17 protein-coding genes are annotated in these 17,469 nt (G+C 62.3%); 9 read left to right on the plus strand and 8 right to left on the minus strand.

The genetic code is table 11. The features are described from left to right. Window position 1: 1 nt before the first annotated feature. Window positions 2-931: a carbohydrate ABC transporter permease gene (locus ACIQC5_RS07215; protein ID WP_400279936.1), complete on the minus strand. Its 930-nt coding sequence runs from the start codon at window positions 929-931 to the stop codon at window positions 2-4. Further along, window positions 928-2,253, minus strand: a complete 1,326-nt coding sequence (locus tag ACIQC5_RS07220; protein WP_400279938.1) for an extracellular solute-binding protein — start codon at window positions 2,251-2,253, stop codon at window positions 928-930. The genes ACIQC5_RS07215 and ACIQC5_RS07220 overlap by 4 nt, the downstream gene beginning before the upstream one ends. A 250-nt stretch (window positions 2,254-2,503) precedes the next feature. On the opposite strand from ACIQC5_RS07220, the gene ACIQC5_RS07225 reads away from it, so the two are divergent. After that, window positions 2,504-3,613, plus strand: a complete 1,110-nt coding sequence (locus tag ACIQC5_RS07225) for a LacI family DNA-binding transcriptional regulator (protein ID WP_400279940.1) — start codon at window positions 2,504-2,506, stop codon at window positions 3,611-3,613. Here ACIQC5_RS07225 and ACIQC5_RS07230 read toward each other — a convergent pair. Further along, on the minus strand, window positions 3,567-5,027 hold the full coding sequence (locus tag ACIQC5_RS07230; RefSeq protein WP_400279942.1) for a lipase maturation factor family protein: 1,461 nt from the start codon (window positions 5,025-5,027) through the stop codon (window positions 3,567-3,569). The two genes, ACIQC5_RS07225 and ACIQC5_RS07230, sit on opposite strands and share 47 nt — an antisense overlap. A 111-nt stretch (window positions 5,028-5,138) precedes the next feature. Here ACIQC5_RS07230 and dxr point away from each other — a divergent pair, with 111 nt between their 5' ends. The 5 genes from dxr to ACIQC5_RS07255 all read left to right on the plus strand — a co-directional run bounded on the left by dxr (window position 5,139) and on the right by ACIQC5_RS07255 (window position 10,124). Next, window positions 5,139-6,323, plus strand: coding sequence for a 1-deoxy-D-xylulose-5-phosphate reductoisomerase (gene dxr, locus ACIQC5_RS07235; protein WP_400279944.1), 1,185 nt, complete (start codon window positions 5,139-5,141; stop codon window positions 6,321-6,323). 52 nt (window positions 6,324-6,375) lie between these two features. Beyond that, window positions 6,376-7,707, plus strand: a complete 1,332-nt coding sequence (locus ACIQC5_RS07240) for a M50 family metallopeptidase (RefSeq protein WP_400279946.1) — start codon at window positions 6,376-6,378, stop codon at window positions 7,705-7,707. Window positions 7,708-7,775: 68 nt separating this feature from the next. Beyond that, complete coding sequence (locus ACIQC5_RS07245; protein ID WP_400279948.1) at window positions 7,776-8,069, plus strand: YciI family protein; 294 nt, start codon at window positions 7,776-7,778, stop codon at window positions 8,067-8,069. A gap of 47 nt (window positions 8,070-8,116) precedes the next feature. Next, complete coding sequence (gene ispG, locus ACIQC5_RS07250; protein ID WP_400279950.1) at window positions 8,117-9,283, plus strand: flavodoxin-dependent (E)-4-hydroxy-3-methylbut-2-enyl-diphosphate synthase; 1,167 nt, start codon at window positions 8,117-8,119, stop codon at window positions 9,281-9,283. Further along, window positions 9,246-10,124, plus strand: a complete 879-nt coding sequence (locus ACIQC5_RS07255; RefSeq protein ID WP_400280166.1) for a GNAT family N-acetyltransferase — start codon at window positions 9,246-9,248, stop codon at window positions 10,122-10,124. Before ispG ends, ACIQC5_RS07255 begins: the two co-directional genes overlap by 38 nt. A 129-nt stretch (window positions 10,125-10,253) precedes the next feature. Here the strand turns inward: ACIQC5_RS07255 and ACIQC5_RS07260 are convergent, their stop codons facing one another. The 3 genes from ACIQC5_RS07260 to ACIQC5_RS07270 are packed head-to-tail and all read right to left on the minus strand — an operon-like array spanning window position 10,254 to window position 12,444. Further along, window positions 10,254-10,868, minus strand: a complete 615-nt coding sequence (locus ACIQC5_RS07260) for a TetR family transcriptional regulator (RefSeq protein ID WP_400279952.1) — start codon at window positions 10,866-10,868, stop codon at window positions 10,254-10,256. Next, the gene (locus ACIQC5_RS07265; protein WP_400279954.1) at window positions 10,865-11,608 is read right to left on the minus strand and encodes an ABC transporter permease; all 744 of its coding nucleotides are present in this window, start codon (window positions 11,606-11,608) and stop codon (window positions 10,865-10,867) included. The genes ACIQC5_RS07260 and ACIQC5_RS07265 overlap by 4 nt, the downstream gene beginning before the upstream one ends. An 8-nt stretch (window positions 11,609-11,616) precedes the next feature. Beyond that, window positions 11,617-12,444: an ABC transporter ATP-binding protein gene (locus ACIQC5_RS07270; protein ID WP_400279956.1), complete on the minus strand. Its 828-nt coding sequence runs from the start codon at window positions 12,442-12,444 to the stop codon at window positions 11,617-11,619. A gap of 173 nt (window positions 12,445-12,617) precedes the next feature. Here ACIQC5_RS07270 and ACIQC5_RS07275 point away from each other — a divergent pair, with 173 nt between their 5' ends. The 3 genes from ACIQC5_RS07275 to ACIQC5_RS07285 all read left to right on the plus strand — a co-directional run bounded on the left by ACIQC5_RS07275 (window position 12,618) and on the right by ACIQC5_RS07285 (window position 15,663). Beyond that, a complete protein-coding gene (locus tag ACIQC5_RS07275) occupies window positions 12,618-12,842 on the plus strand; it encodes a hypothetical protein (protein WP_400279958.1) in 225 nt (74 codons plus the stop codon). A 209-nt stretch (window positions 12,843-13,051) separates the two neighbouring features. Beyond that, entirely contained in the window at window positions 13,052-14,863 is a 1,812-nt protein-coding gene (locus ACIQC5_RS07280; protein ID WP_400279960.1) for a proline--tRNA ligase, read from the plus strand. Further along, a complete protein-coding gene (locus ACIQC5_RS07285; RefSeq protein WP_400279962.1) occupies window positions 14,860-15,663 on the plus strand; it encodes a sulfite exporter TauE/SafE family protein in 804 nt (267 codons plus the stop codon). The genes ACIQC5_RS07280 and ACIQC5_RS07285 overlap by 4 nt, the downstream gene beginning before the upstream one ends. Before the next feature lie 7 nt (window positions 15,664-15,670). Here the strand turns inward: ACIQC5_RS07285 and ACIQC5_RS07290 are convergent, their stop codons facing one another. Both ACIQC5_RS07290 and ACIQC5_RS07295 read right to left on the minus strand, forming a co-directional pair. Further along, window positions 15,671-16,678 carry an aminoglycoside phosphotransferase family protein gene (locus ACIQC5_RS07290; protein ID WP_400280168.1) on the minus strand — a complete coding sequence of 336 codons (1,008 nt, stop codon included), beginning with the start codon at window positions 16,676-16,678 and terminating at the stop codon, window positions 15,671-15,673. A gap of 49 nt (window positions 16,679-16,727) precedes the next feature. Beyond that, window positions 16,728-17,456, minus strand: coding sequence for a VIT family protein (locus tag ACIQC5_RS07295; protein ID WP_400279964.1), 729 nt, complete (start codon window positions 17,454-17,456; stop codon window positions 16,728-16,730). Between the last annotated feature and the right edge of the window lie 13 nt (window positions 17,457-17,469).

Here is a 17,469-nt window from a genome sequence, read left to right on the forward strand (position 1 = left end):
CTTACAAACCTTCCAATTGGCTGCCTTGCTTGTCCTTGCCCCCAAGGCGTTGGAGGAACAAGGCAAGGGCAAGGCCGATGACGACGAGGATGACGGCGATGACGCTTGCGGGTCCCATCAGGTTTGCCCGGAAGCCGCGCAGGTACATGTCCAGGGCCAGGATGCGGGTGGAGTTGCCCGGGCCGCCGCCGGTGAGGACAAAGATGAGGTCAAAGTAAGTCAGCGATCCGACAACCATCAGGGTTGACGACGTGATGATGGTGTATTTCAGCTGGGGAAGCGTTATGTGGAAGAACTGCTTGATGGTCCCGGCGCCATCGATCTGGGCCGCCTCGTACAGGGACTTGGGGATCTGCCGGACACCACCTTGGTAGATGAGCGTATGGAACGGCACGAACTGCCAGGCGATCACGAAAATGACCAAGCCCAACGCCAGTTGTGGGACGCCCAGCCAATCTTGGGCCAGGAAAGGTAACCCCAGGCCCATTGCCAAGCCGAAATTCGGGTCCAACAGAGCTTTGTAGGCGATGGCAACTGCCGCTGAGGAAAGCAGGAGCGGCAGGAAGTACAACACCGCCAAAGCTGCCCTGTAACGCTGGCTGCCTGCCGTGAAGACGCCCAGCAAAAGACTGATGGGCGTCTGGACAAGCCAGGAGACAATCATGATCATGAACGTCAGACCCAGGGCGTTGTACAGGCCTGGGTCTGTGAGCACAGATGCCCAGTTCTCCATGCCAGCTGCTCCGATGGCGCCAATGCCGTCCCAGTTGGCGAAGCTCAGGACAAGTACGCCCAGCAACGGGACGACGGCGAAGACCAGGAAGAAGATCAGCGCCGGCAGCGTCAGCCAGGGAAGTGCAGATTTTTGCTGCGCGGTCCGTTCGATGCTCCGCGGGGCGGTGGCCGCACTATGAGTGGTTGACGAACTCATTTGCCGAGGGTTGCATTCATGTTCTCGGCGAACTGCTGTGGCGTGATCGACTTGAGGAAGAGTTGATCGATGTTGTTCAGCAGTGCCTCTGCAGCTGTTGGGCTCAGGGCCTGGTCCCAAGACTGCTGGAAGTTCGGGGCATTCTTGGCCAGATCGTAGACGAAATTCAGGAAGTCTTTGTCCGGGGACGTTTCGAGCTTGTCCTCAATTCCATTCACGATGGGGACCGAACCGGAGTTGATGTAGGCGTCGATGACGGTATCGGTCATGATGCCGTCCTTGAAGAACTTCTTCGCCGTTTCCTTTTCGCTGTCGGAGGCCTTGGCCGAAATCGACATGTACTGGGCAGGGTTGCCGACGCCGTTCTTCGGGTCGCCCTTGCCGCCCGGGATGGTGGGGAACGTGACGAAGCCCAGCTTGCCGTCTTGGACGAAGTTTTGTCCGTCCTTCTTCATGGCGCCGTATGTCCAGGAGCCCTGGAGCATCATTGCCGCCTTACCGGTGAACAACAGAGCCTGATCTGCCTTCGAGTCTGCCGTGATGGAGGAGAAGCCCTTGATGAAGCCGTCTGCCGAGACGAGTTCCTGGATCTTGGTGCCCGTTTCGATCACTGCCGGATCCATCCAAGCATTGGGCTTGCCTGCAAAGATGGCGTTGAACACTTCGGCCCCGCCGATGCGGTCCAGGAGGTATTCCAACCACATCATGGAGGTCCAGCGCGATTGTCCACCGAGGGAGAACGGCGCCACACCCATGCCGTTGAAGGTCTTCACCAATGACATGACGTCATCCCAGGTTTTGGGCGGCTGGACACCGGCCTTTGCGAAAACCTCTTTGTTGTAGAACAGGACGATCGGGGCAACATACTGGTTGGGGAGGGCGTAGATCTTGCCGTTGACTGTGGCTGCACCGAAGGACGCAGGGAAGAACTTCTTCTTCAGGTCCGGGTTGGCCTCGAACCAGCTGGTCAGGTCTTCCACTTGGTTGGCCTCGGCGTAGGTCTTCAAGGTTCCACCACCCCAGCCGTAGACAATGGTCGGGGCCTGACCCGCGCCGATGGCGGTCTTGATCTTCGTCTTGAAGGCGTCGTTCTGGAAGTACGTGACGGCGATCTTGTTGTCAGGATTCGTCGAACCGAAAGCATCCACTGCCTTCTGAATGGTGGTCTGGTTCGGTTCACCGGAGAGGAACCACATGCTTGCCCCTCCTGCGCCTGCGCTGCCTGGCCCGGACGTGCCACAGGCACTCGTTGCCATGACTGCGAATGGGGTTACGGCCGCGAGAGCCAGAAAGGAACGCCGGGATGATTGGAACTGCTTCATTGCTTCTCCATGTGTAGTCGCCTCATCGAGCACCTCGCGGTGCTCATGTCCTGAAGTGTGGCCTTTCGCGAAAAGTATCGAAATATTTCGAAGTGTCTTTCGGAAGAGCCCACCAAATGTAGCTGTGAGTCGCGTCACCGTCAAGACCAATGTTTCGTCCAGCTGAACGGGTTTTCACGGCCCGTTGACTCGAAGTGCCGCTATCGGTCACACTGAACGCGTCCGAAATATTTCGAAAGTAGGGGATTCCATGAGCAGTGAGCAACGACCCTCCAAGCTCACGCTGGCCGCCGTCGCCGAGGAAGTCGGCGTCTCGGCGCCAACGGTCTCCAAAGTGGTCAACGGCAGGCAGGACGTTGCCGAAGCCACCAGGGCGCGTGTCTTGGCAGCACTGCAACGCACGGGTTACAAATCGCCTCTCCAGCGCAAAAGTATCCCGGAACACCGTGCCGTGGAGGTTGTGTTCGACTCGTTGAACTCGGCCTACGGTGTGGAGGTCCTGAACGGGGTGATGGAGCACGCCGCCGCCTCCGAGATGGAAGTGATTCTTTCGATCACGGGACGCCAGGCGGCATCCCCGCTGGGCCCGGAGGAACGGGCGCAGCGCATGATCGATGAAGGCCGTGCCGGCATGATCGTGGTGACATCGGCCTTCGGATCCGCGCAATTGGAAGCATTCCACCGCCGTCAGATCCCCATCGTCGTGATTGACCCGCTGAATCCACCACCCGCAGATGTCTTCAGCGTCGGTGCCAGCAACTGGGCCGGCGGCAAAGCCGCGGCATCGCACCTGCTCGAGTTAGGACACAGAAGGATCGCCTACATTGGTGGTCCCTCAACGGCAGAGTGCAGCCAGGCGCGCCTCCATGGCTATATGGCCGCGTTGATGGCTGAGGGCATCACCGTGGACGACGACTACGTTTCCTCAGGACCCTTCAAGCCTGAAAACGGAGTGCGCGGCATGAAGGCCCTGCTGGCACTGGAAGATCCGCCCACGGCCATCTTCGCCGGCAGCGACAGTATTGCCTTGGGCGTCCTCGCCGAAGCCCGCAGGCAGAACATCCGAATTCCTGAGGACATGAGCCTGGTCGGATTCGACGGAACGCATCAAGCTGAAGAGTCGGTGCCACCGCTGACCTCCGTCTCTCAGCCACTTCAGGAAATGGGCCGTTCCGCGCTGCGCTTCATCATCCGTCAGGTACGCGGCGAAGAAATCGATTCGCGCAGGGTGGAACTGGCCACGCACCTCGTGGTCCGCGAGTCCACGGGCCAGCCACGGGTATCCAACCTGGCACTGCCGCGAGTGTCGACTGCTACAGCTGCCGCCGCCGTCGGGGTGTCAGCGACAATGGCGGGATAGCGTCGTACAACAGCAAGCGGACCCAACGCTCACCGGTCTCGCGGAACTCTTCGCGGCTGGCGAATCGGTACAGATAACTGCGCGCACGCACCCAACGCGGCCGTCCGCCGTCGAACGGGTCATGGCGAAGCAGCCCAAGCGTCGGCTTGTCCGCCTCCAAGAGCTTGTCCAGGAAGGCGTAGAACCAGTCCTCGTGGACGGTGCGCAGCGGCAGGAACCACATCAGCCAATCAAGCCGCAGATGGTACGGCGCCCACTGGCGGGGGAGGCGCCGGACGTCGCCGGGCTTGCCCTTGAAGCCGTACTCCAGCCATCGCTCATCCGGGGCGTCAGGCTGGTCGTCCAGCGTGCCTTCCACCACGATCTCCACCCGTTGCTTGGTCACCGTCCCGAAGGCACCGTAGGCATTGACCAGACGCCAGCGGTTGAAACTGGCGTTCATGAGTTGGTAGTGCGAGAACAGGTTGCGGAGCGGGCGGTAGCTCAGCACCAGCAGCAGCAGCGTTACGGCAAGTACGACGGCGAGCCACCATACCGGGGTCTGCCCACCCGTATGCCAATCGAGCGGGATGAAAGGCAACACTGCGTGCGCAACGGGGTCACTCACGGCGGAGAACGCAAGGACGATTGCCATCCAGTTGAGCCAGGCGAAATTTCCGGTTCCCACCAGCCACAGCTGGGTCACGATGATGATTCCCGCAGCGATGCTGGCCACAGGTTGGGGTGCGAACAAGAAGAACGGAACCACCAGTTGCGCGAAGTGGTTCCCCACCACCTCCACCTTATGCAGCGGCCGCGGCAGGAGATGGGCCTGGCGGCTCAAAGGTCCCGGCATGGGTTGGGTCTCGTGGTGATACAACATCGCCGTCAGGTCCCGCCATTCACTGCCACCCCGGATTTTGATCATCCCGGCGCCGAACTCAAGCCGAAACACCAGCCAGGCAATCAGAATCAGGATGGTGGTGGGCGGGGGAGTCTGGTCCGAGCCCAGGAACGCCACCGTGAACCCGGCTTCGAGGAGCAGAATCTCCCAGCCGAAGCCGTAGAAAGTCTGGCCGACGTTGACGATCGACATGTACAACAGCCACAAGGCCAGGAACGCCAGCATCGGCATCCACGGCGGGCCAATTTGGGGCAGCCCCACCACGAGCAGCGCCGAGATCAGAATGCCGGCCCAGCACACCGCCCTCAACAACGCATCGGAGTAGCGCCACTGGAAAAGAGATGGACGGCCCGGATGCCGGCTCATCGCGAGGTAAACCGGGACGGGAAGGAGCCCGCGCTCGCCGAGAAGGACCGGGAACTGGTTCATCGTGGAGACGAACGCAACCAAGAAGAGCGCCGCAGTGCCGCGCTGCAATACTTGCCGGGCGAATTCGTAGTCCGGTGCGTCGAACCAGGCGAGCCAGTCCACAATTCCACGTTACGCCGGGGGAGAGAGGGGTCAAGCGTCCACAGGCCGACGTTTTCCACATACGCCCAGGCTCCGTTCGCGACCCTCTGCGGCGGCTGGGATACTTAAGCAATGCAGCCGCGCAAGATCGTCATTCTCGGGTCCACCGGTTCCATCGGCACACAGGCGATTGACGTCGTCGACGACGCCCCGCATCTTTTCGAGGTGGTGGCACTCAGTGCCGGTGGCGGAAATCCACAACTGATTGCGCAGCAAGCAGTCCACACGAGGGCGCAAGCAGTAGGTATCGCGTACGGTGATGCCGCGAAATTGCAGGAACTCATCGACGCCGCAGCGCTCGCGGCCGGTTTGCGCAACTACAAGCCCGAGCTTTTCGTCGGCCCCGACGCTTCAACCAGCATCGCTGCAGTGCCGTGCGACGTGGTCCTCAACGGCATCACCGGCTCAATCGGTCTCGCACCAACCCTTGCAGCCCTCGGATCCGGTGCCACTTTGGCGCTCGCCAACAAAGAGTCGCTCATCGTGGGCGGTGCCTTGGTCAAGGCCGCTGCTGGACCCGGACAAATTGTCCCTGTGGACTCCGAGCACTCAGCCATTGCCCAATGCCTGCGGTCGGGAACGGCCCAGGAAGTGGAGAAGCTGATCCTGACGGCATCTGGAGGTCCCTTCCGAGGCAGGACGCGCGAGGAGCTCCACAACGTCACCCCCCAGGAAGCCCTGGCGCACCCCACTTGGGACATGGGCCTCATGGTCACCACCAACTCAGCCAGCTTGGTCAATAAGGGGCTTGAAGTGATCGAGGCACACCTTCTGTTTGACGTTCCCCTCGACCAGATCGACGTCGTGGTGCATCCGCAATCCGTGGTCCACTCCATGGTTCAGTTCGTGGACGGGTCCATCATTGCCCAGGCGTCGCCCCCTGACATGAAGCTGCCCATAGCGCTCGGCCTTGGATGGCCTGGGCGGGTTCCACGCGCAGCGAAGCCCTGCGACTGGAGCCAGGCGACCAGCTGGACCTTCGAGCCGTTGGATTCAGTGGCCTTCCCCGCCGTTGACCTCGCCAAGGACGCCGCCAAGCAAGGAAACACGTTCCCGGCCGTGTTCAACGCAGCCAACGAGGAAGCCGTTGAGGCCTTCCACGCAGGACGCATACGGTTCACCGACATCGTGGACACTGTGGAGTCCGTCCTCAGCGAACATTCAGGGTCTTCGGAGCTGACAGTGGAGTCCGTGTTGGATGCTGAGAAGTGGGCACGCACGCGTACCCATGATCGTTTAGCCAGCAGCACCTCGTAGGAAACAGCTCCTTCAGGTACCCGCAACCCCTTATGGAAGCAGTCCCACCGGCATGAGTCCCGTCATTCTTTTCATCCTCGGAGTCGTCTTCGTCGCTCTTGGCGTTGCGGTCTCCATCGCCCTGCACGAGGTAGGCCACCTTGTCCCGGCGAAGCTCTTCAAAGTCCGCGTGACCAAGTACATGATCGGCTTCGGGCCCACGCTGTGGTCCAAGAAGAAGGGCGAAACGGAGTACGGCTTCAAAGCCCTGCCTTTGGGTGGCTACGTTGCCATGATCGGAATGTACCCGCCCAACACGGCTGATGGAGGGGTGCGACCCTCCAGCACGGGAATGTTCCAGACCATGGCCACGGAAGCCCGCTCCATGGCCCACGAGGAAGTCGGTCCGGAGGACGAGGGCCGCGTGTTCTACAAACTTCCGGTCTGGAAGAAGATCATCATCATGCTCGGTGGGCCGGCCATGAACCTCCTGATCGGCCTGGTGCTCACAGCCGTACTGCTGATGGGCTTCGGTGTCGCCTCCGCCACTACCACCATCGCGGATGTCTCCAAATGCCAGGTCGCGGCGGGAGAGACGGTGGACCCCGATTCAGCGGACTGCAAACTGACCCCTGCTGCGGCTGCGGGGCTCCAGCCCAACGACGTAGTGAAGAGTTTTGACGGCAAGCAGGTCACCTCGTGGGAGGAACTGACCAGCTGGATCCGGGCATCTGCCGGAAGGGACGTGCCCATCACGGTCGAACGCAATGGTTCTTTGGTGGAAACGTCCGTAACGCCTGTGCTGTCCTCCCGTCCCGTGGTCGGCGCTGACGGGCGCGCCGAGCAAGACGCCAATGGTGTGCTGAAGTACCAGGAAGTCGGGTTCCTTGGAATCGGTGCCCAATCCGCCTTGGTTCCCCAACCGGCGTCGTCCGTCCTGCCCATGGCGGGGGAGAACATCAAACAGATTTCCGGTGTCATCCTGAACCTGCCGGCAAGGGTGGCGGGCGTGGCCAAGGCTGCTTTCAGCGAGGAACCGCGCGATCCGAACGGTCCCATCAGCGTGGTAGGCGTTGGCCGGGTAGCCGGCGAGGTCGCCGCCATGGAAGAAGTGCCGTTGGAAGCACGTGTTGGAGCGCTCGTAGGCCTGTTGGCCGGTCTCAATTTTGCCTTGGCGATCTTCAACCTGATCCCGCTGCTGCCACTGGACGGCGGCCATGTGGCCGGTGCCCTGTATGAAGGAGCGCGACGGCGGGTGGCTAAGTTGCGTGGCAAGCCGGACCCGGGAGCGTTCGACATCGCCAAGCTCCTGCCGGCCACATATGTTGTGGCCGGGCTACTCATGGCCATGGGTGCGTTGCTGATTTATGCCGACATCGTCAAGCCTGTGAACATCTTTGGCTGAGCGCATTCGGCAGGCTGACAGGTGCCTCCGGTGGTGGAGCACGGGATGTTGCGGGATAGGCTAGCTCCATGACTGTTTTCGCTGTTGAGTACGTGTACGCCGCCGATTCCGGTGCCCTCCGCGACGAAGCCCGCCCCGCACACCGCGCCTGGCTCGCCGAACTGGCTGAGGAAGGCAAGCTGCTGGCCAGCGGACCCTACGGCGACGGCGCCGGTGCGCTGCTCATCTTCAAATCCGCAGACGAGCCGGAGCTCAACGACCTCCTTAAGCAGGACCCCTTCGCTGCGGCCGGCACCATCGCCGGTATCCGCACCACGGAGTGGGCCCCCATCATCGGCCTCCTGGCAGCCCACGCTTCCTAGCCCAGGCGTCCCCACTACAAAGATCCACCCCAACCCAAGGAGTCCACGTGACCTCGGTCAGCCTGGGAATGCCAGCAGCCCCGCCCCCCGTTCTTGCACCGCGCCGCAAGACACGCCAGATCAAAGTGGGCTCGGTGGGTGTCGGTTCCGATTCACCCATCAGCGTGCAGTCGATGACCACCACCCCCACCACGGACATCAACGCGACGCTCCAGCAGATCGCAGAACTCACGGCTTCCGGCTGTGACATTGTCCGTGTTGCCTGCCCGTCTGCGGACGACGCGGAGGCCTTGCCGATCATCGCTCGGAAGTCCCAAATTCCGGTGATCGCGGACATCCACTTCCAGCCGAAGTATGTCTTCGCTGCCATCGAAGCCGGTTGCGCAGCTGTTCGCGTGAACCCGGGCAACATCCGCAAGTTCGACGACCAGGTCAAGGAAATCGCCGCGGCCGCCAAGGATCACGGCACGTCCATCCGCATCGGTGTCAACGCAGGTTCCCTGGAGCCTGGCATCATGAAGAAGTACGGCAAGGCCACCCCGGAAGCGCTCGTTGAGTCGGCCGTGTGGGAGGCTTCGCTGTTCGAGGAACACGGCTTCCACGATTTCAAGATTTCCGTGAAGCACAACGACCCCGTGATCATGGTTGCGGCGTACGAGATGCTCGCTGAGAAGGGCGACTGGCCGCTGCACCTCGGTGTGACGGAAGCGGGACCGGCGTTCCAAGGCACCATCAAGTCAGCTACTGCGTTTGGAGCCCTCTTGGCCCGCGGTATCGGCGACACCATCCGCGTGTCCCTCTCCGCCCCGCCGGTGGAAGAAATCAAGGTCGGAAACCAGATCCTGCAGTCGCTGAACCTGCGTCCTCGCAAGCTCGAAATTGTGTCATGCCCATCCTGTGGCCGTGCGCAAGTTGACGTCTACACGTTGGCCGAGCAGGTGACAGCCGGCCTGGAGGGTATGGAAATCCCGCTCCGCGTCGCCGTCATGGGTTGCGTCGTCAACGGACCCGGCGAAGCCCGCGAAGCTGACCTCGGTGTAGCTTCGGGCAACGGCAAGGGCCAGATTTTCGTGAAGGGCGAAGTCATCAAGACTGTGCCGGAGAGCGAAATTGTTGAGACACTGATCGAAGAGGCCATGCGTATCGCTGAAGAGATGGGGGAGGCCGATGGCGAAGATGCTGTCAAGGGTAGCCCCGTGGTTAGCGTCTCGTAACGAGACAGGGCTGAGGGTCAGGGTGCTCGGCAGTGCCGACACCCTGGCTCTTCGCGCGCTTGCGAGTGAAGACGTGGTTGCCAACGTCTTCATCCTGGCGCATTTGGACAGCGTCGGGACTGCGGCACCCACCAGCGGCGGTGCCAGCGTGTTTGGCGTTTTCGACGGCGATACGCTGCTGGGTGCCTGTTGGGCCGGTGCGAACCTGGTACCGGTGGAGCTTGATCCCGGACTGGCAGGCTACGTGGCCATGGCAGCCCATCAATCCGGTAGACGCTACGCGTCCATTTTTGGACCCGCCGACACCGTGCTGGCACTGTACTCACGGTTTGAACAACTGGGCCACTTTGCCCACGAGGTCCGTTCCCGGCAACCCCTGCTGACGCTCGCAGGTCGGCCCTCGATAGCTGCCAATCCTTCGCTCACGTTCGGCACCATGACCGACTTTGACCAGATCCTGCCTGCCTGTGCTGCCATGTTCGAAGAGGAAGTGGGCTATTCGCCGTTCCTCGGAGGCCAGGATTTTTACAGCAGGCGAGTGGCAGGCCTGATCCGGCAGGGACATTCACTGGTCCACATTGACCCATCCGGGACCGTCGTCTTCAAGGCCGAATTGGGCGCCGTTACACCGGATGTCACGCAGGTGCAGGGCGTATGGATGAATCCGGACATGCGCGGACGCGGCCAGAGCGCCGGCTACATGGCCGCCGTCGTGAATCTCTCCAGGACCTTCGCGCCCGTGACGAGCCTGTACGTGAACGACTACAACGCCAAAGCCCGTGCCACGTACGAAAGGGTTGGCTTCGAGCAAGTCGGTACCTTCGCTACAGTGCTTTTCTAACCGAAGCGACCAGCTTGTAGTCTGGTCTCCGCTGACGCCTGTCAGCACATCACTCGAATCAGGCCACAACCCTCATCAAGTAGCAGCCAATCGAAGGTGCAGCTGGGGCCGTTTCAGCGGCTTCAGCTGCTACTTGCTTGGGAAGTCCAGGTTCCCCGTGAGGTACCGCTGGATGGTCGGGGCAACCAGGCGGATCACGTCGTCCTGCGACGCGGAGGCCAGCGGTTCCAGACGGACCACGTACCTGCCCAGCATGAGGCCCACCATTTGGGTGGCCGCCAAGTTGCCGCGCATCCGGAGTTCGTCCTCCGAACCGTCAATGCCCGCCATGATCCTGGACATGATGGTCCGGGTTACCATTTCGCGCAACAGCGCCGTTTTGGCCTTTGAGCCTATGGTTCCACGAACAAATGCCACCAGCCCGTGCTGGGCCGGGCTCTCCCATAGGCGAAGCACCGCCCGGACTATTGCTTCGGCGCGGCGGGCAGGGTCCGTCGATTCAACTCCGGCAAGGACCTCTGCAGGATCGGCCGGGAGTTCCACGCTCGAGGCAAAAAGCTCGTCTTTTCCCTTGAAGAAGTGGTGCACCATGGCAGGGTCAACTGCTGCCTCCCGGGCCACTTGGCGGAGGCTGGTGCCGTCAAAGCCTTGTTCGGAAAACAGCTTGCGGGCCGCCACCAGGATCGCCTGACGGGAATCATCGCTCCCCGTGCGACGCCCGCGTCGCGTCGGCTGGAGGCTCATGAGGTCTGGCGCCGCAGCGTCAGGGAGGCAAGAATCAGGACCCCCACAACGATTCCGCCCATGACCACCGTGTCTTGCCACAAAATGGCCGTGGCTTCCGCGTTCTCCGCAATCTCTTGAAGCGCATCCACGGAGAACGTGAGCGGGAGGACCCCCGAGATCGCCTCAAGGATGTTGTTCATGTGGTCGCGGGCAACGAACAGCCCGCACAGCAGGATCTGCGGGACCACCACCACCGGCATGAATTGCACGGCTTGGAATTCTGTCCGTGCGAAGGCGGAGCACAGCAAGCCCAAGGCAACACCCAGGACGGCGTTGATGACGGCGATCATCACCACGAAGCCCGGGCTTCCCTTGATATCGAGGTCGAACACCCAGTACGCAACTGCCGTGGCCACCAGGGATTGCAAGGCCGCCATGATGGAGAACGCAAAGGCATAGCCGAACAGCAGGTCGGCCTTGTGGATCGGGGTCGTGAGCAGCCTCTCCAGCGTGCCGGACGTCCGTTCACGCAGCATGGTGATGGAGGTGACCAGGAACATCACCACGAACGGGAAGATGGCCAGCATCATCAGGCCCACGCGGTCGAACGTCCGGGGGAACCCGGGTGGCAGGGTTTCGTTCTCGAACAGGAAATAGACAGCAGTCAGCAGCAGTGCGGGGACCACGAGAATGAGCGCAATGCTGCGGTGATCGTGTCGCAACTGACCCAAGACGCGGGCTGTCGTGGCGAGCGTCATCCTGACGTTCACTGTGCCACCTGGCTTTCCCTTGCGGCCTGGCCGCTGTCGGGGCCGCCCTCGGCGGCTTTGATGATGTTCAGGAACGCACGCTCCAGATCGTTGCTCCGGCCTCGTTCCGCCAGCTCAGCGGGCGTTAGCTGCGCGAGCAGCAGTCCGTCCCTGAGGAGCAGCAACGATGAACAGTGGGATGCCTCCTCCATCACGTGGCTGGAAACCAGGAGGGTGGTACCCGCTGTGGCCATGGCAGCAAAGCGGTCCCACAATTCGGCTCGGAGGACCGGGTCCAGGCCAACCGTGGGTTCGTCCAGTACCAGCAGCTTCGGGTGCGCCACCAGGGCACACGCCAGCGAAACGCGGCTGAACTGCCCGCCGGACAGGTCTGCCGCCTTCTGTTTCGCGAACGTTTGAAGTCCGACGGCGGCAATCGCCTCCGCGGTGTCGGCTGCTGTGGCACCATGTAGCGCGCCGAAGTACCTGACGTTGGCTTCGACGCTGAGGTCGCCGTACACGCCGCCGCCCTGGGTGACGTACCCGACGTCGTGCCTTAACGCGGCGTTGCCGGCGGCCAGTCCAAGGACGTTGATGGATCCGCTGGTGATCCTTTGCACGCCCACGATGCCCCGCATCAGCGTGGTCTTGCCGCTGCCGGAGGGACCGAGCAGGCCGGTGATTCGGCCAGGCTCAACGGTGAAACCGAGTCCCCGCAGGATTTTGGTGCGTCCCCGTGAAATGTGAAGGTCCGTTGCTTGGATGGCAGGGGCTGGCGCCGGAGTGCTTTCGGGAGCCCGGGAACGCTGGGAGTGTTGCGGTCTTCCGTGTGCGATGTGGGACATGGCTGCCTCCGGCTGGAACCCTAATTCATCAGGTGATGAATTAAAACTAGGACTCGATGAAATCGCGGTCAAGGGCGCGCGGCCAGCAAATCCTTGAAAACGTGGGCTCCATCACATAAGTTCGACCTAGCCGTGTCGATGGGGCGCGGATGGTTGCAGAGGGGAACCGCAAAATGGCTGTAGGCGTTGATCTTTCCAAGGCACTTGACAAGGCGTACGAAGACAAGTCTTTGAACGAAATTCTGGATTCATCTCCGGCCGCGTTGGCTGGTGTCACGGACGCCACCGCCAAAGCCTTGAAGGATGCCCTGGGCATCGACACCATTCGTGAGCTCGGCAGTAACAAGTACTTTGCAGTCGCAGGTGTTCTCGTCGCTCTGGAGGGCAAGACGCAGTAGTCTCCGGACAGAGCCTGCGGCCGGCCGGCCGCTGAGCCACGCCATTGCAGGATGACCAGCCGACTCCCGGCCAGGGGCTTCCAGACGCGACGGCGTGGCTCTTCTGTGTCCGGCGCTGCCGGAGACCCGTTCAAGATGCCCCACCACCAGCCGGTAGATTAGTAGACAGTTGTTTTTGCCACATCTGCCATAGAAACGGATACGTACCCGTGGTCCTTCGCCTTTCCCAGTTGTTCCTACGCACCCTGCGTGAAGATCCCGTTGATGCCGAGGTAGCCAGCCACAAGCTCCTGGTCCGGGCCGGCTACATCCGTCGCGCGGCGCCGGGCATCTACACCTGGCTCCCGCTGGGACTCAGCGTGCTGCGCAAGGTTGAGGAGATCATCCGCCAGGAAATGGCAGCCATCGGTGCCCAGGAAGTCCACTTCCCGGCGTTGCTGCCCCGCGAACCCTATGAAGCCACCAACCGGTGGACCGAGTACGGTGAGGGCCTGTTCCGGCTCCAGGACCGCAAGGGCGCCGATTACCTGCTGGCCCCCACACACGAGGAAATGTTCACGCTGCTGGTCAAGGACCTGTACTCCTCGTACAAGGACCTGCCCCTGAGCCTCTACCAGATCCAGAACAAGTACCGCGATGAAGCCCGTCCCCGGGCAGGCCTCCTCCGCGGACGCGAGTTCATCATGAAGGATTCCTACTCGTTCGACGTCGACGACGCCGGGCTGGACGCCAGCTACGCCGCGCACCGGGGTGCTTACCTGAAGATCTTCTCTCGCCTCGGCCTGGAAGTTATCCCCGTCGCAGCCACTGCCGGCGCCATGGGTGGCTCCAAGAGCGAGGAATTCCTGTTCCCCACGGAAATCGGCGAGGACACTTTTGTTCGTTCCGCCGGCGGCTACCATGCCAACGTCGAAGCCGTGACCACAGTTGTTCCGGCAGATATCGACTTCAGCAACGCCCCTGCCGCCGAGGTCCTCGACACCCCGGACACGCCCACCATCGACACCCTTGTGGACGCAGCCAACCAGTTGGTTCCCCGCAGTGAGGCCGACGGCGGCTCATGGACTGCCGCCGATACGCTCAAGAACGTTGTCCTTGCCGTGACGCTGCCCACCGGTGAGCGGCAGATCGTGGTCATCGGCGTCCCGGGCGACCGCGCAGTTGACCTCAAGCGCGTTGAAGCCAACATTGGTTCCTTCCTGCCCATCGCAGGCGAGATCGGCCTCGAAGCAGCGAACGACGAAGACCTCAAGAAGCTGTCGTGGCTGGTCAAGGGCTACATCGGCCCGGGCCTGTCCCTGGACGACGCCGTTCTTGGGCTGGAAGGAAGCTCCAAGCTGCTCTTCCTGGTGGATCCCCGCGTCGTTTCAGGCACCACCTGGGTCACAGGGGCAAATGCCGCCGGCAAGCACGTCTTCGGGCTGGTGGCTGGCCGCGACTTCACGTGGGACGGCGTCATTGAGTGCACCGAGGTACGTGCCGGAGATCCCGCGCCGGACGGCTCGGGACCGCTGGAAACCGCCCGCGGTATCGAAATGGGCCACATCTTCCAGCTCGGCCGGAAGTACGCCGAAGCCCTGGATTTGAAGGTGCTCGACCAGAACGGCAAGCAGGTGGTTGTCACCATGGGTTCCTATGGTGTGGGCGTTACCCGCGCCGTTGCGGCCCTGGCCGAAGCAAACCACGACGACCGCGGCATCGTCTGGCCGCGCTCCGTTGCGCCGGCCGACGTTCACGTGGTGGCTGTTGGCCGTGGCGACGAGATCTTCGAAGCAGCCGAGAAGCTTTCCGCTGAACTTGAGGCCGCCGGTTTGGACGTCATCTTCGATGACCGCCCCAAGGTCTCTCCCGGCGTGAAGTTCGGCGATGCAGAGCTGGTGGGCGTGCCCACCATTCTCGCCGTTGGCCGTGGCCTGGTGGACGGTGTGGTGGAAATCAAGGACCGCCGCAGCGGCGAAGCCGAGAACATCTCGGTGGACAAGGCTGTCGATTACGTGGTCAATGCTGTTCGTAGCCGGTGATCTCCGGCTTTGAGTCGATCCAGCTCACCACACTGATCCTCATTGTGGTGGCCGGCTTCGCGGCCGGCTGGGTTGACGCCGTGGTTGGGGGTGGGGGACTGATACAGCTCCCCGCCCTGCTACTGGTTCCCGGGATCACCCCCGTGCAAGCGCTGGCAACCAACAAGATGGGTTCCATCTTCGGCACAACCACCAGTGCGGTGACGTATTACGGTCGAGTGGGTCCTGACCTTAAAACGGCCATTCCCATGGCAGTGATTGCGCTTGCCGGGAGCTTCGGAGGGGCCATCCTGGCAGCTTCGCTCCCGGCCAGCGTCTTCAAACCCATCATCGTGGTGGCGCTGATCGCCGTCGCAATTTTTACTGCCCTGCGCCCTAACGCCGGCGAGCTGACGGCGCTGCGCCACGACGGACACAAGCACTACATCGTGGCCTGCCTTATTGGCGCTGTCATTGGTTTCTACGACGGCCTCATTGGTCCCGGAACGGGATCATTCCTGGTCATCGCCCTCGTCTCCGCCATGGGTTATGCCTTCTTGGAGGCCAGTGCCAAGGCAAAGATCGTCAACATGGCAACCAATGCGGGCGCCTTGTTGTTCTTCCTCCCGCACGGTTCCCTCCTGTGGGGCGTGGGGCTGGTCCTTGGATTTGCCAACATGGCCGGCGGCTATCTGGGTGCCCGCACGGCGGTGGCCAAAGGCAGCGGCTTCGTCCGGGTCGTTTTCCTGATCGTTGTTGCGGCCCTGATCATCAAGCTCGGAATCGACGTCTGGAACGATAACTTCGCAGTCCAGGCCTGAGCCGACCCTAGAAAGCCGCCTGGCCGGGATCAGGGAGCTCATGCGCCCGCGGCAGGCCGTCGAGTGTCTTGCCGGCCAAGGTGCTGGCCACCCACAGCGAGCGGCCCAGATCGCCGTCGTGTCCGGGCTTTCCTGCGTACCAAAGGGCGTTGTCCACTTCCCGTGCCAGGCTCCATTGCCGGGCGGCCTCGGGGTCGAGTCCAGCGGCGACGCTGAAGTCGTGACACCTCTCGCGGAGGGCCACTTCCGGGTCCGCGGGCGAGAGGTCGTGGATGCGGTTCCAAAGAACCGGCGCCACGGCGAACTCCGCTTCGCCAATCTGCGGTTGGGGGTCGATAGCCAGATACTCGGCGCGTTCGGCGCGTCCAGAATCCAAGGTGGCCAGAATGTTCATGTAATGCAGGTCTGTGTGCACCAGCACGTCCTTGCCTGAACGGCGTCCGACGGCACCGCGCGTCTGACATACCTCCAGCGCGGCTTCGAGGAGCCAACGCGGGAAGGGGCGGTCCAGGCGTTCCCATTCAGCGGGAAGCTCGTCACTCCATCGCTCAGCGGTGGCGGCAACGTGCTCGAACGCCCGCCATTCGGGCCGGCCATCGGGCTGGATGGACAGTTGGCGCATGAGTGTTCCCCAGACGTCCCTCGACTCGTCCATGGGCGCATCCTGCAACCAACGCGAGGCATCCAGGCGCTCGAGCAGCATGGAACACGTCTCGGTATCTGCCGCGAGCAGGCGGACTGCGCCCTGGCCGCCCCAGAGAGCCAGCGCGTGGCGTTCAACCAATGCTTCGTCATGCGGAAACGCGATCTTCAAGGCTGCGGTGGCGCCATTCTGCAGGACGGGAACCACCAATGCACCATGGCCGTTCCAGGGCTCAGCACCGGGCGTCAGATCCACTGACAAGTCCCAGCGGTCCAAGGCGTCCCTGATCAAGCCGGGGAGGCTGGCCAGCCAGTCACGGCCTGCTGAGTTACGGTTGTACCGGGCGTGCAGGTCAGCGGGAATAGGGATCATCGCGTGCAGGGTCACGCGATCAGCCTAGCGTTCCAAGGAGTCAGCGCTCTCAGAAAACGCCGCTGGCGCCCAGGAGGCTGCCGATCGAGAAGGTCGCGGCCAGGGCCAGGGCGCCTCCCACCACTACCCGCACGGCGGCACGGACCTTGGACGCGCCACCAATCCAGGCGCCAACGGCCCCGGTGATGCCCAAAGCAATAAGGACAGCAGCAAAGGTCAGCGGCACACGCACGTTCGGAGGCGGAAGAAGGATGGCCAGCATGGGCAGGATCGCGCCCAGGGTGAAGGCCACTGCTGATGCGAATGCAGCGTTCCAAGGACTGACAATGTCCTGTTCCTGAATATTCAGTTCAGCCGACAAATGTGCCGCGAGGGCGTCATGCTCTGTCAGTTCTTCGGCAACCGTACGAGCGGTCTTGGGCGTGAGGCCCTTTGCCTCGTAGATGGCTGCCAACTCGTTGAGCTCATCCTCGGGCTGCTCGGCCAGCTCGCGGCGTTCCTTCTCAATCAAGGATTTCTGGGTGTCGCTTTGACTGCTCACGGAGACGTATTCGCCCAGCGCCATGGAAATCGCGCCGCCCACCAGGCCGGCAGTCCCGGCGGCCAGAATAGGACCGGTATTGGTCGTGGCGCCGGCAACGCCCACGACGATCGCCGCGACGGACACGATGCCGTCGTTGGCGCCGAGCACCCCTGCACGCAGCCAGTTCAGGCGGTGCGCAAGGTCCTCCCGGTGAGGTTCGTTCTCATGCATGGTGGCGGTTTCGGGGGAAGCCATGGTTCAAGCCAAG

Origin of the sequence: Paenarthrobacter sp. NPDC092416 (assembly GCF_044755025.1) — a bacterium.
Classification (GTDB): Bacteria; Actinomycetota; Actinomycetes; order Actinomycetales; family Micrococcaceae; genus Arthrobacter.